Source organism: Picosynechococcus sp. PCC 73109, from assembly GCF_001521855.1.
In the GTDB taxonomy this organism is placed as follows: domain Bacteria; phylum Cyanobacteriota; class Cyanobacteriia; order Cyanobacteriales; family MRBY01; genus MRBY01.
This window is the reverse complement of sequence record NZ_CP014003.1, coordinates 26641-40094: the sequence shown is the minus strand read 5'-3', so window position 1 is coordinate 40094 and position 13454 is coordinate 26641. Positions and strand designations below refer to the sequence as shown.

11 protein-coding genes and 1 riboswitch are annotated in these 13454 nt (G+C 49.7%); of the genes, 3 read left to right on the top strand and 8 right to left on the bottom strand.

Features of this window, described 5'->3' with window-relative positions:
* Nucleotides 1–26 precede the first annotated feature (26 nt).
* From AWQ23_RS15070 to AWQ23_RS15045, 6 genes are all read right to left on the bottom strand, one after another.
* Nucleotides 27–563, bottom strand: a complete 537-nt coding sequence (locus AWQ23_RS15070) for a hypothetical protein (protein WP_062436975.1) — start codon at nt 561–563, stop codon at nt 27–29.
* A 64-nt stretch (nt 564–627) separates the two neighbouring features.
* On the bottom strand, nt 628–1521 hold the full coding sequence (locus AWQ23_RS15065; RefSeq protein ID WP_062436973.1) for an ABC transporter substrate-binding protein: 894 nt from the start codon (nt 1519–1521) through the stop codon (nt 628–630).
* Between the two features lie 59 nt (nt 1522–1580).
* The gene (locus AWQ23_RS15060) at nt 1581–1958 is read right to left on the bottom strand and encodes a VOC family protein (protein WP_083500762.1); all 378 of its coding nucleotides are present in this window, start codon (nt 1956–1958) and stop codon (nt 1581–1583) included.
* Nucleotides 1959–2071: 113 nt separating this feature from the next.
* Nucleotides 2072–4720: a TonB-dependent hemoglobin/transferrin/lactoferrin family receptor gene (locus AWQ23_RS15055; RefSeq protein ID WP_232309019.1), complete on the bottom strand. Its 2649-nt coding sequence runs from the start codon at nt 4718–4720 to the stop codon at nt 2072–2074.
* 103 nt (nt 4721–4823) lie between these two features.
* Complete coding sequence (locus AWQ23_RS15050; RefSeq protein WP_062436972.1) at nt 4824–5657, bottom strand: ABC transporter ATP-binding protein; 834 nt, start codon at nt 5655–5657, stop codon at nt 4824–4826.
* The gene (locus tag AWQ23_RS15045; RefSeq protein WP_062436970.1) at nt 5654–6676 is read right to left on the bottom strand and encodes an iron ABC transporter permease; all 1023 of its coding nucleotides are present in this window, start codon (nt 6674–6676) and stop codon (nt 5654–5656) included. The genes AWQ23_RS15050 and AWQ23_RS15045 overlap by 4 nt, the downstream gene beginning before the upstream one ends.
* Before the next feature lie 514 nt (nt 6677–7190).
* Between AWQ23_RS15045 and AWQ23_RS15040 the strand changes: the two genes are divergently transcribed.
* Entirely contained in the window at nt 7191–7388 is a 198-nt protein-coding gene (locus AWQ23_RS15040) for a DUF2892 domain-containing protein (protein WP_062436968.1), read from the top strand.
* 54 nt (nt 7389–7442) lie between these two features.
* On the top strand, nt 7443–7976 hold the full coding sequence (gene petC / locus AWQ23_RS15035; RefSeq protein ID WP_062436967.1) for a cytochrome b6-f complex iron-sulfur subunit: 534 nt from the start codon (nt 7443–7445) through the stop codon (nt 7974–7976).
* Nucleotides 7977–8289: 313 nt separating this feature from the next.
* Here the strand turns inward: petC and AWQ23_RS15030 are convergent, their stop codons facing one another.
* Nucleotides 8290–9570, bottom strand: coding sequence for an NAD(P)/FAD-dependent oxidoreductase (locus tag AWQ23_RS15030; RefSeq protein WP_062436965.1), 1281 nt, complete (start codon nt 9568–9570; stop codon nt 8290–8292).
* Between the two features lie 361 nt (nt 9571–9931).
* Nucleotides 9932–10011: riboswitch (Fluoride riboswitch) on the top strand.
* 99 nt (nt 10012–10110) lie between these two features.
* Between AWQ23_RS15030 and AWQ23_RS15025 the strand changes: the two genes are divergently transcribed.
* Nucleotides 10111–11727, top strand: a complete 1617-nt coding sequence (locus AWQ23_RS15025; protein WP_062436964.1) for a sodium:proton antiporter — start codon at nt 10111–10113, stop codon at nt 11725–11727.
* Here AWQ23_RS15025 and AWQ23_RS15020 read toward each other — a convergent pair.
* Entirely contained in the window at nt 11724–13340 is a 1617-nt protein-coding gene (locus AWQ23_RS15020; RefSeq protein ID WP_255356015.1) for an alpha/beta hydrolase, read from the bottom strand. The two genes, AWQ23_RS15025 and AWQ23_RS15020, sit on opposite strands and share 4 nt — an antisense overlap.
* Nucleotides 13341–13454: the final 114 nt, after the last annotated feature.

Genomic DNA, 13454 nt, shown 5'->3' with positions numbered 1-13454 from the left:
CACCTGACCTCGCTAACTGTAATCCCCTAAATGAGTTGCAGCGATCGCCGAATCGCATCACATTGCTCTGGGTCATACTGCCAACGTTGTAAAAAATCTTGGTAATCCCCTGAGCCAGCTTCGAGGGTTTGCAGCAGACGTAATCGCTCATTTTTAAAAATGACATTGCGCTGTTCCAGTTGTTTGAGGAGATTCAAAGAGCGTTTTTTGACCCGTTCCGAACCCTGCTGCTGGTTAAAATCACCGTTGCGTCGGTGGGCGATCGCCATGGCCGTAGACATCGCTACATTTTTTACCAAAATCTCGTAGATGTGTTCAGCAGTCTGGGTAAACCCATCCAGGAAAATCGCTGGCGGTTGATCCGCGAGGGGGCTATTGCCCGTTAAATAACTCACAAAAAAGCCCCGCACCCCATCCCGGTGACTCAACAACGCCTGCATCTGCGCCAGAATTTCCGCATCTGCTAATTGTTTATTTTCAACTTCTTCTAGCCAAGTTTGGGTAAAGGCGATCGCCTCCGGGAAAGAAAGGGCGTTGAGATCTGTGACGTTTAAAGCAGTCATGGGATAAATTTGTCCAAAATCGTGGAATTTTTACAAGACGAACAAGGCCGGGCGGAGGCAGTGCCTAGGTGATGCTTTGGAGCTTTTCGCAGGTGCTTTGAATTGCCTCAAGGCCCCCCGGATTTACTAAGCCATAATAATCAAAAGTATAGATGCGATCATTTTTCACGGCGGCTAAATCCTGCCAAAAAGGAGCCGATTTGAGCTGATTGATCGAATCGTCCCCCACATCCACCATGATTAACATTTCAGGGTTAGCGGCCAAGACTTTTTCAGGGGAAAGGGTGACGTAACCCTGTTGGGGACTATCACCCTGGAGATCAGCGACGAGATTATTGAGTTGAAACCGTTGCAAAAGATCTCCGGCCCAACTCTCCTTATTAGGAGCAAGCATCGGCTGATTACTGACTAAAACCAGAGTCGGATCGTCTGGAGAAGCACCTTGGGGCACGCATTGAGCGTAGCTTTGGAGTAGGGGCGTCGGGTCAGTTTGGGTTTTCTCGGCGAGGGTTTGGGTTAATGCTTCAAGCGATCGCCAATCGGGGACAGCGGTGGCGAGGGTTTGGATGCCCAACTCTTCTAATCTTGCCAGCACTTGATCATGGAACCCCGTTGCGCCAACGACTAGATCTGGTTTGAGGGCAACAATTTTTTCGAGGCTGGGGGGCGTTTGCCCTTCGCTGACCGTGGGCAGTCCCGCAAAGGTGGGGTTGTTTGCCAATAAACGGCTTCCCGGAATTCCCACTAATTTTTCTGCATCGAGACGGGCAATAATATCCGCTGACAGGGAAGTGAGGGCGACAATTTTGGTGATCGTTTCCGGTTCGGTGGTTGCTGCATTGCTAATCTCCGGGGCAGTTGGGGCGATATCCGCAACATTCGACGGACTTTGGCTGCAACCGACCATTAACAGCAACAAGGACAGGCTTAGGCAACGTTTAAAATAGGGCATTTGCATCGTAATTCAATTAGGAGAACTAAAAAAAACGTGGGGTGTGAGGCGGCGGAAGAAAGGAGTTATTTTGAAACGGTAGAGACAGCAACCGGTTGCAGGAGACTAATTAACTGCCCTTGGGGACTCCGCACTGCGGCCACTTTGCCAAAGGAAGGTTCCCGCACACGGCTTTCGAGGCTGCCACCGAGGGCTTCGAGTTGGGCGATCGCCCCGTACACATCCTCTACACAAAAACTAAGAATTGGTGTGCTGCCCGTTTTTGGTGGTTCCGCAACACTGTGAAAAGCAATGGTGGTGCCATTGGCTTCTACTTCCCCCCAGGTGGGACTTTGGGCCTTGATCGGTAGCCCTAACCCCCGATGGAAAAAGTCAATAGCAGCGGCCACATCTTCAACCATCAACATGACGTGACGAAATTGAGCAGTAATCATTTCAGACATGGATTGTCTCCAATAGGTAAACAACAAAATTGAGTAAAAACAACGAAACAAAGAGCGAGCGATACAGCAAAAACATAGCGATTGATCCCTGGAAAATTAGGGTGAAACCAAGCTTAGAATTGCCACGTCAACCCAGCTCGCAGACTAATTCCCGGTTGGGCATAGCGGGCAATATCAACGGGTTCTGGCGAATTCAAGAGGGGCCGGACGTCGGAATAGAGGAAATATTGGTTGTTAAATAGATTAAAAATCCCTGCATTCAACTTGAGATTGGGATTGATGTTGTAATAGCCCAACAGATCCACCACGGCATAGCCCTCTGGACTGTAGGAACCCGCCGGGCGATCGCCCCGGAGTCTTGGTTCACCGACCAAAGTGGCAATGAGATCTGTACCCCACCGATCTTCCTTCGCGCGATACCGCAGTCCCAATACCGCCTTGAGGGGTTCTACGCTTTCGAGGGGTTCATCATCTTCTAGGTCATCCCCCACTGTGAGGCCCAAACTACCGATCAGACTAAACCCATGGGGTTGTTCGCTAAAGCGATATTCCCCGGCCAGTTCGACACCGTAGGTGCGGGCAGCACCGACATTTTGGGATTGGAACAAATTCACCAAATTGCCGTTGATGAGTGTTGTACCTGCATTGGCAAAGGTTTCAATAAAATTTTCGTAATAGCTATAGAAACCCGTCACACTAAAATTCCCCCGGGGAAAATCACCACGAATTCCTAATTCAAAGGTGTCGCTGGTTTCCGGTTTGAGATTCGGATTTGATAGGGTTTTATAGCGGAAGAAAGGACTGGTTAAATTTGTAAAACCGGCATTGATTTCACTATACAAAGGTGATCGGAAGCCCCGGGCGTAACGACCAACTAGGGCAATTTCTGGGGAAGTTTGCCAAACAAATCCTAGGTTAGGGGAAAGGGCAGAATCACTAAAGTCAGCAGCTTCGGCATCGGGACTGTTGCGTTGGTAAAGCTCGTCAATAGTAGTATCGAGGCGATAGGTGTCATAGCGCAGACCAGGCAAGAGAGTAAAGGTATCCGAAAGGGCCATTTCATTTTGCAGATAGACCCCAAAGCGAGTCGTTTCCGAATCTGGAAAATCTTTTACCGGGAAATTATCGGCTCCCACTTGATTGGTCGTGAGGGTGACATTGCCAGCGCTATCAAAGCGAGTTTCTAGGCCATCTCTGGTTCGCTCATTATTTGTCTTTGATAAATCGAAGCCATAGGTCAAACGGTTATCAATATTGCCCCAACGGAAATTACTTTGAAGCTGTACTTCACCGCCAAACAGTTCGTCGGTAAAGGTATTACTGAGATTACGAAAACGTCGTTCTGTCCCGGCAAAATTTAAAAAGTCCTGGGTGCGCAATTCATCAACACCAGCATTTTGGTAATAAACTTGCGCCTTGGCATTATCAATGAAACCCTCTCCGTCGGGGTTGTCGTAGAGATAGGCAAGGCTGTATCGTTCGCGGTAGGAATCTGCTTCGAGGGTTTCGTTTTGACCTTGGAACCCCCGGGGGCCTTGGAGCAGGGCCGCAGTAATCGGGGCAACTTGGAATTCATTGGTGCTGCGGAAAATTTCTGTAGTGAAGGCCAGGGTAGAATTTTCACTGAGCTTGAAATTTAACTTCCCAAGGAAATTATCGCGATCGCCATAGCGGTCATCGACAAATTCATTTCCTTCGGGGAGGCGGGCCTCAAATCCACTGCGTCCGGTATAGCCAATTAATGCTTCGAGGGAATCGGCTCGGAAGGCGGTCACTGCGCCATAATTGAGGCTTTTGTCGGTGGTTTCAAAGCCGGTGGAGATGCGCGTAAAGTTATTTTTATCGGTTAAAGCGAGGAGATCGCTGGGATCAATGGTTTGGAAACTAACTACCCCACCGAGGGCATCGCTGCCATAGAGAGCAGAGGCCGGGCCGCGAATGATTTCGACCCGTTGCAAGCTATCGAGATCCACATAATCTCGTCCCAGGGCCGGAGTGCCAAAGGTAAATTGAGTTGGGATGCGAATACCGTCATTGAGAATCAGCACCCGATTGCCGCCTAGACCGCGAATGTTGACATCTTGCAGGCCATAGCGTCGGTCATTTCCCACAGAAACGTTGGGTTCGTAGCGCACCAGATCCCGCAAATCTTGCACGAGATTATCGTCAATTTCTTCGGCATCAATAACACTGATCGAGCCGGGGGTACGACTCACCAGGCGCGGCGATCGCGTGCCCAATACCGTAATTTCGAGTTCTTCGACGGGCATCGCATCTAGATCCAGGGGCATTTCCGTCAAATCTGCCATATCGTCCTTGGTCGCAATGGTAGCCATGGTTTCGAGGGAGACAGCGGTTGTGGGTAATTCCCCTTGACCCTGGACAATAATTTCTAGGCGATCGCCTCCCTGTTGTTCGACTGTAATGGCGGCAATATCGGCGGTTGGTGCGGTAAATTGCCAAGTTTGACCATCAGGTAAAGCGAGGATGGCGGGTTCGATAGTTGCGACCAGATCTGTCCCCCGCTGAATAAAGGGTTGACCGGGCAAGGTTAAGGGCTGCCCCGCCGCCGTTTCGAGAATGATATTGACACGATTGGGCCGGGTGTCGAGGCGAATTCCGATAATAGTAGTGGGTTGGGCTTGGGCCAACTGGTTTGTTTCCGGATTTGTTTGGGCGATCGCCTTGTCCGGGGACATCCAAAACATCAACGGCACCAAGCCACACAACGCCAAGCTATAACGCAGAGAAGAACGTTCCATGAATAAATAAATTAATGAGTATAAATAGATGTAATTAGAACAAATAGAGCACGATCTGATGTAGAGAAAGACCAAACTTGAGAGAGAGTAGTGGTGTCTGTAATTAAACCGAGGCTGGCCCCAAAACGCAGACTTGTAAGCCTACGGGGGTCGGCATTGTCACCGCTTCTACCCCAAAGCCAAACCGCAGATTTTCCGGGGTGATCACCGCAGTGGGTGTCCCCAGGGCAAAGAGTTTGCCGTCCTTAATCATGGCCAGGCGATCGCTGTAACGGGTCGCCAAATTGAGCTCATGGAGAACGGTGACAATGGTCAAATTTTGCTGGCGGTTTAACTGCTTGAGCAGCTCCAATAGTTCCAGTTGATAATGAATGTCCAGAAACGTCGTCGGTTCATCCAAGATGAGAATCTTTGGCTTTTGGGCGAGAGCTAGAGCCAGAAAAGCCCGTTGACGTTCCCCGCCAGACAGTTGCGCCACAGGGCGATCTGCAAAAGATAACAGTTGAGTTTGGGCCAAGGCTTGATGAATTTGGGCCTGATCCGCCTCGCTATATTCCCACTGCCACCAGCGCTGGTGGGGGGCTCTCCCTAAACCGACCAATTGCCGCACCGTTAAGCCCATCGGAATCCGGGATTGTTGGGGCAAAATCGCCAGACTCCGGGCAATTTCCTGGGGCGATCGCCGCTGAATTGCTTTGCCATCCAAGCGCACTATTCCCCGTTGGGGTTTGAGAATGCGACTGAGAAGTCGGAGTAGGGTGGATTTTCCCGACCCATTGCCCCCCACAATGGTCAGCCATTCCCCTGGATGAACCGTTAAATTGACATCCTGAACAACCGACCTTTTGGTATAGCCCCCAAACAGATGCTCTCCTTCGAGCAAAGATGACCATGAAGATTCTGGCGGTTGTACCTGTAATGCCTGTGATAATGTCATGCCTGAGCCTCCCGACCCCGCCGATAAAGCAACGCAATAAATAAGGGTGATCCCAATAGGGCTGTGACGGCTCCCACGGGTAATTCCACCGCCCCAGAGCGAGACAGCAGATCCGCCAAGGTGAGAACCCATGCCCCAGCCAGGGCCGAGAGGGGCAAAATCCAGCGGTAGTCTGCTCCTACTAAGAGCCGTACCCCATGGGGCACCACCAAACCCACAAAACCAATAAGGCCAGAAATACTCACTGCACTAGCCGCCAATAAGCTGGCAATGCCGCCAATCAGTAACCGCGATCGCCCTAGGGAAACCCCCAGACCCACCGCCGCATCATCACCGAGATTCAGCAAATTTAAAGACCGCCCCAATAGACAGCCGACAATCAAAGCCACGCTCAGATAGGGCGCCACCAAGCTCAAATCCTGCCAACCACGACCATTGAGGCTACCGATTAGCCAATTGAGGGCCGCCTGGATACGACTATCATCCGCCAAAAGAATGAGGGTGGTTTGCACTGCTCCAAACAGAGAACTTACCGCCACCCCCGCCAGTACCAGACGTTCTACCGACAGACCGCCGCCCACATAGCCGAGGCCATAGACTACCGCTGCGGTGACTAAAGCCCCCAGCCAAGCCCCCAGGGGAATCCAAATCGCCAGGACATTGAGGGTAATAAAGGCGATCGCCACTAAACCAGCCCCCGCCGAAATACCGAGGATAAACGGATCGGCGAGACTATTGCGGAGTAACCCTTGGAGGAGCGCACCGGATAACCCCAAAGCAGCCCCCACTACCAAGGCCACCACAATGCGAGGTAACCGCAAGTCCCAAATAATCGTTTGAAACATCGGGTCTCCCTGATGTCGCAACGCTTGCCAAACTTGATCTGGCCCCATGGAGACGGCCCCCTGACATAGGGCAACAATACTCGTAATTACCACTAAGACAGTAAGTAGCACAGATGTCCACGCAATCCGCTGTTGAGAATAATCCTGAATTGAAAACTGAAAACACCCAAGCATCGATCTAAATAGTTGAAACTTAATAGCAAAAATTAAAGTCCACTGATAAACAGCCCAGAAATATTGACTGGGCCTAGGACGTTTTAAAACCTTAGAAAAATAACCGTCGATGACTTAACTGAAATAAAAACCCCATGGCCCATTAACCGCGATTGACTAATGTCATGGGGTTGATGACATCTCCCTGAAGTTGCAATTAATTAGCATTAACCTAGAGACTTTAGTGGATCATTCTTGTCCTGTCAAGCAAACTACTAGAAATCTTTTTCAATTAAAGCTGGATCGACATCGCTAGCTGCCCAAGTCAGGTCAGAACAAGATTTAAGGCGTTTTTCACTGAACTCTGCTTGGGCAAGTGGACAAACCAAAACAAGCTAAAGACATTGACTACATAACTAATTAGCTTTATATTGATAAATAGGTCAGATGTCAGCCAAAAACAATCTCAATAGGTTCGCAAGAGATTTGGCTCCATCGGCTCTATTGCTCAACCTTTCGGTCGGAGATCAACAAAATGTTTAACAATGTTGGCACTGGCGATCGCCTCATTCGCCTTTTATTCGCAAGCGTCCTGGCTTACTTGGGCTTGTTTATCTACAGTGGCTCTGTCCTCGGTACCGCTTTGGTGGCCGTTGCCGCTATGCTGACGATAAGTGCAGTGTTGGGTTCTTGTATGCTCTACGGTTTACTCAAGATCAATACCCGTCAGTAGCCTCTATTTTGTTTAGCAATTCAGCAAATTTCATTGAAGCAAGGAGCATGATTCATGGAAAATAGTTTGCCCATCGATAGCCCTTCCCTTTCCCGGCGGCAATTATTAAACTTTCTCACAGGTGCAGTGGTTGCCAGTACCATTGGCCCCGCCCTTTATCCCGTCGCAAAATTTTTTAATCCCCCTAAAGAAGTGGGAGCAGATGGATCAATTCTTGCCAAAGATATTAATGGTAATTTAATTCCAGCAAGCCAGTTATTGGCCGAAGCACCAGGCACAAGAGCCCTAGTCGCCGGGTTAGCCGGGGAACCCACTTATCTCACAATCCAAGAGGACGGTACCCTTCATCCCTGGGGTATTGTCGATAACTGCACTCACCTGGGTTGTACCTTTCCATGGAATGAAAATGACGACCAGTTTCAATGTCCCTGCCATGGTTCCCGCTATGATGCCGAAGGTCGTGTGGTTCGCGGCCCAGCACCCCTTCCCCTATGGCTTGCCCACATCTATTTAGAGGGAGATTATGTCCGCATTGCCCCTTGGGTAGAACTTGATCCACGTACTGGCAAAAAACCCTGGTGGGTTTAATGACTTTCGGTTTTTAAAAACTTTCCTGCGTGCAATTCAGCACAGTTAAAAAATGCTCAAAAAGTTAAATTTTGCATCTCAACTAAAACTGTGCCCTTTTCATTTCTCAAAATAATTCTGATGAAGCAATCAAGTACGAATTTAAACACACATTTATTAAGTAAATGTAATCCACTAACTGCATTATTGAAACTGAATTAAAACACTAACTTTTTCTTTTTTAAAGGCTCTATTAATGGAAATTTTAGCCCCTGGGAATATTATCCTAGATCTCGATTTTCTCAGCATTGAAAAGACAAAATTTTCACTGCACTTAGTCTGGAGGAAGGGGACGCACAAGCTGCAATCCCAAGGCCTTTAAGCCCAGTTTCTCAAACCAAGGTATCGTTAGACCCCAATGCATTTTCGTCAGGAAAAACAGTTCAAAAAGGGTTTTGCTCCAACTCACCCACCGTCCTTCGAGGGCGACACAGCGGCGACGTTTGACCATGCCTGGCTCCCGCTGTACCGGATCGGCGATGAAGATAATGCCGCGATCGCCAAAATCACTCATACAAATTGCGGCGAGGGTCGCCGTGACCGGAGCACCCAGATTGGAGTTAAGCTGTCGGGCAATATTGTGGGCGGCGGCCATCCCCATCGCCTCCGTCATTTGTCCTGTTTTCGGTAGACCCGTGGGGATTGGTGTGGCTTCATGGGGCGTTAGTTCAACAATCACCCCCGCCGCATACACGGAATCGAACTCTGGATGTTGATAGGTGGGCAAGACGGGAATAAACCCCTGGGAATTGGCGATCGCCGGACAGTCACGCAAAAAAGCAGGCCCCTGGAACGACGGCAAAACCATACTGTAGGCAAAGGGTAGCTGTTCCCCATCCGCCAAACAAATCATATCCGGTTTAATGGCGGTAATCTCAGCATTGGCACGGGTTGCAATATCCTGTTGCTGGAGAACCTGCTCAACCAATTCCTGTGAGTGGGCCATGCCCCCAATCCCCAAATGACCCAAATAGGGTTCTGGGGTGACCAATGTGATCGGTACCTGCTCCCGCAAACCCAACCGTCGCAGTTGCCAATCTGCCAACAACGCAAACTCATAGGCCGGGCCAAAACAACTCGCCCCCGGTGCCGCCCCCACGACCAACGGGCCTGGATTCTGGATAAATTTTTCCCAAGCTTGGTGGGCAAGCAGCGCATGGTGGGGATTACAAACTGACTGGGTAAAGCCTGTCTCTGGGCCGAGACCCGGTAAAGCATCGAGATTTAAAGCTGCGCCCGGTGCGATCACCACATAGTCATAGTCGATTCGTTTTGCGTCTGGCCCAACCGAAACATACCTTTCCTGGGGATTAATCTGCTGCACAGCTCCCTGTACCCAATGCAGACCATGGCGACGGGCCAACGCTGGCAAGGGTAATTGCACCTGATCTAATCTTTTTAGACCAAGGGCCACCCAGGGCAAAGAAGGGATAAACGTAAAGTGGGGTGTATCAGCAATGAGGGTAACAGTGTGGTCGGTAGTCAACAGGTGCCTCAGTTCATAGGCCGTCGGCAGACCACCAATACCAGCACCGATTACAACAATATGAGCCATGCAATTTAGGAGGATGCAGTGAGTTTGGCGAGGACAAATCAGGTAGAAACTAGGTGTTTGTCCAAGCTTAATTTGCGGGGGGCAATACCCAGGGCCAAGCCAATAAATTCAGTGTGTATAGAATGGGCTACTTACCACTTACATTGTAGGCTCTCTCGCTGTCTGGTTAATGGAATTCTAAGTTTGTTAAACAGTAATGGACAGACAAAAACGACTGGACGGACGGTGCGGATTTTGTTCGCCTAAAAATTAATCTCACCAGTGCCGTAACCCACTGCAACAAGATTAATCTCTAAGTTTTTCGAGGATTTTGGTGCAGTAGACTTCCTTAGGGTCAATCAGTCAGTTTTTGTGATATAAATTTAGCGATGGTGATGGAGCTCACCGAAACCGCCCAGGATTTTTCTTAATTGCACCTCGGCTAATGGCTCCTACGCTTCCGACTTGTGGTGAAGCAGTAGGGCTATTTCGATCTAGGCTGCACTAATTTTTTTCGCTACAAGTCACGTTGATTAACCACCCTAACGACAACGTGATCCCATGTTAGAGAGTATTATTTGGATTCTTTTGCTCGGTTTTTTTGGGGGGCAAATTGCCCAACGGCTCAGGATTCCGGCCCTGGTAGGAATGGTGCTTGTTGGTATTGTCCTCGGCCCCCAGGTGGGGAATGCGATCGCCCCAGAAGTTTTAGCGATCGCCGCTGATCTGCGGACAATGGCGGTGATGGTGATCTTGATGAAAGCAGGTCTGGGCCTCGACCGGGAGAAATTAGCCCAACAGGGTAGTGTGGCCCTCCGCCTCGGTTTTTTACCTGCGACCTGTGAGGCGATCGCCATTATGCTGATTGCGGTGCAACTTTTCCAATTTGATTGGGCGACGGGGCTGTTGTTGGGATGTGTGCTGGGGGCCGAATCACCGGCGGTGATCGTCCCAGGAATGCTGCGGCTAAAGAGTCTCGGTTGGGGCGTCAAAAAAGGGATTCCCGACGCAATTTTAACGGGAAGTGCCCTGTCTGATGTGCTGTTGCTATTAGTGTTTAGTCTGCTGCTGGCCTTTCTCACCCAAACCACGGCGACAGGGGCGACATTAATCGGCGGTCTCAGTCTCAGTCCCTGGCAATTGCTGCCACTGCAAATCGTGACTCAAATTAGCCTCGGCGTCATCCTCGGTTGGGTGACGGCGCGCCTGTTGGTTTCCCTGTTAGCGCGACAAAATTGGACAGATAATGCGGTACAAGATGGGTTGATCGCCGCTGGTTTGGCGCTACTGTTGGTCATTGGGGCGGAATATTTGCCGATTTTCTCCGGTTATCTGGCGGTGATGGGGACGGGTTTTTTCTTAATTGAGTTAGATGCACCTTTGGCCCGTCGCCTGCGGGGAAGTTTTGATAGTCTGTGGGCGATCGCCCAGATTATTCTCTTTGTTTTGCTAGGGGCCAGTATCCAATTGGATGTCCTCGGTGATACATTCTGGCTGGGTCTCTTGGTGTTGGCGGTCGGTACTTTGGGGGGGCGATCGCTCGGCTGGTATCTCTCGACCCTGGGGAGTAACTGGACTGGGCGAGAGCGACTTTTTTTGCTGCCTGGTAACTCTGCCAAAGCGACGGTGCAAGCGGCCATTGGAGCGATTCCCCTGAGCCAGGGCGTTGCTGGGGGTGAAATTATCCTCGCTTTATCGGCCCTCTCTATTTTGGTGACAGCTCCCCTCGGTGCCTGGGCAATTCCCACCTTTGCCCCCAAACTCCTCGAACGGGGCGACATTGACCCCACCAAAGTTTCTGTAAATCGCCGCACTGTCCTCCTGGCTGCCGTAGATACATCGCCCCTGGCCCAGCAAGTTTTAATCAAAACCGCTGAATTGGCCCGTCGTAGTGATGCGGAGGTGATTGTTCTCCATGTGATTCGCACCGATAACCCGGCTGAGTTGCAACGGCTGCGACAACAGACCCGCCGTAACCTTGCAGACATCCGCTATCAGTTTATCGCAACCCCTGGGCCAGTCCCCGCAACGATTATGGACATTGCCCATACCCATCAAGTGAGCGAAATCATTATGGGTAAACGCAACCATCACCCGCCTAATAATTTGCTGATCGGTTCGGTATCCCAGGCCATTTTAGAAAAAAGCCCTTTACCTGTGGTGATTATTGAAGCCTAATTAATATCGATCTGATTTTCTTGTTTGAATTCGGCGATCGCCGTTTCTAACTCCGGCAACGAATCTTGGGTAATCATGAACGTTTTAAATTCTTCATTTTGACTGAGGTACTGCCCATAGGCCGGATCTAAATAGGTGCGGTACTGGTCATCCTTTGCCGTGTAGACCTGGAAAAAGGCGAGGGCGATCGCCTCACTATAATCATTCAACAGTTGGGGGCTCGGTAAATTCAAACGGGGAATGCGATCAAGCAAACCCGTAATCCCCAGATCAAGCCGAGAAATATCCACATGGGCCTGACCCTCCTCCAGGATTAGATATTTTTGCTCACTGCGAATCCACGGAAACGAACGCACCTGCTCAAAAATAAAGGGTGTCGCCGGATCATAGCTTCCCGCTACCACCGCAATGGGAATCTCAATTTGACCCAACGCCGCTTCCCCAAAAATACTGGCATTAACCGGATTTGCTGCAATCACCGCCTGGATCCGTTGATCCCGAAAATTATAACTCTCCGGAGAAAGCTGCAACGCCCGACATTGCAACAACAACGCATTATTAAAAATGCCCCATTCCGCCGCACAATCCTCATTCAACTGCTCAAAATTTGGCGTCGGAAAAGCCCCGGCCACGGCCAAAGCTGTATAACCGCCGTAGGAGTGACCGTAAATACCCACATTTTCTAAATCCAACCGTCCCCCAAACTCAGTGTCATTGCGCCGTTCCAACTCGTCCAACGTAAAACTAATATCGAGGGGGCGATTCACAAATTCCTGCAAATCAGACACCTGGCGCTGGTAACCCACCGCAAATTCCTCCAGATAGGCCAAATCGCTCCCCGGATGTTGCGGTACCACCACCACAAACCCATAACTGGCCAAGTGTTGCGCCAAATTACGATGCTTTTCGGGGGCAGAGGCTAATCCATGGGAAATCAAAATAACAGGCACTTTCTCCCCCAAAGGTTTTTGAGGACGATAGATCTGGGCATAAAATTGGCGATCGCGTTTTTGATCAGCCAACTGCCACGTCTCCATCTCCACAGCGAATATTCCCATCTTTCTCAAATCAGGGCGTTGCCCATAATCAGCCACCGCCGCGAATTTTGCCTCCTGCTTAGCCAATTGTTCAACTTCCTCAATAAATCGTTCTGTTCCCGCTAGAATCGTGGAGACATTTTCCGCAAAACCAAATAATTGTTCTAAATCAACCTGAACATCAACACCCAAATTATCCAGAACATTTAATAACGTCAGGCCATTTTCCTCAAAGGCAGATTTAATAATTGCCCCCCGCAGCGCGTACTTGCCATTACGTCCTCCACGAATATTGACCACTTGACCAAAAGATTCTAATAACCTTTCCCCTTCATCGGTTTTTAAACTGCGAGCCAATAGCACCGGATCAATTTCAATTTTTCGGGTGAGAGCCGTTTGCAGTAATTGACGTTCTTCTGTATCTGCTCCCACAATATCCAAGTAAAATTTCAGGTCGAGGGGAACATTCCCCGTTGCAGCAAAACTTTTCAGAGAGTCAATCTTTAAAGACTCCATTAGTGGGCTGTAGATAAAATAAATTTTTTCAGCGGCCTGTGATGATGCGCCCAAAGTCATCATGGGAATCAATCCCAAACCTAGACTAAAGATCCAAGATGTAATTTTATTTGCCTTTTTTCCCACAATTGTCACCCTGTTGATTATTAGATAAACTGCCGATTATAAATATCG

Excerpts from the sequence above, each read along its gene's own strand:
- AWQ23_RS15070 (WP_062436975.1), bottom strand. The coding sequence starts at position 563 with ATGACTGCTTTAAACGTCACAGATCTCAACGCCCTTTCTTTCCCGGAG.
- AWQ23_RS15065 (WP_062436973.1), bottom strand. The coding sequence starts at position 1,521 with ATGCAAATGCCCTATTTTAAACGTTGCCTAAGCCTGTCCTTGTTGCTG.
- AWQ23_RS15060 (WP_083500762.1), bottom strand. The coding sequence starts at position 1,958 with ATGTCTGAAATGATTACTGCTCAATTTCGTCACGTCATGTTGATGGTT.
- AWQ23_RS15055 (WP_232309019.1), bottom strand. The coding sequence starts at position 4,720 with ATGGAACGTTCTTCTCTGCGTTATAGCTTGGCGTTGTGTGGCTTGGTG.
- AWQ23_RS15050 (WP_062436972.1), bottom strand. The coding sequence starts at position 5,657 with ATGACATTATCACAGGCATTACAGGTACAACCGCCAGAATCTTCATGG.
- AWQ23_RS15045 (WP_062436970.1), bottom strand. The coding sequence starts at position 6,676 with ATGCTTGGGTGTTTTCAGTTTTCAATTCAGGATTATTCTCAACAGCGG.
- AWQ23_RS15040 (WP_062436968.1), top strand. The coding sequence starts at position 7,191 with ATGTTTAACAATGTTGGCACTGGCGATCGCCTCATTCGCCTTTTATTC.
- petC (WP_062436967.1), top strand. The coding sequence starts at position 7,443 with ATGGAAAATAGTTTGCCCATCGATAGCCCTTCCCTTTCCCGGCGGCAA.
- AWQ23_RS15030 (WP_062436965.1), bottom strand. The coding sequence starts at position 9,570 with ATGGCTCATATTGTTGTAATCGGTGCTGGTATTGGTGGTCTGCCGACG.
- AWQ23_RS15025 (WP_062436964.1), top strand. The coding sequence starts at position 10,111 with ATGTTAGAGAGTATTATTTGGATTCTTTTGCTCGGTTTTTTTGGGGGG.
- AWQ23_RS15020 (WP_255356015.1), bottom strand. The coding sequence starts at position 13,340 with ATGACTTTGGGCGCATCATCACAGGCCGCTGAAAAAATTTATTTTATC.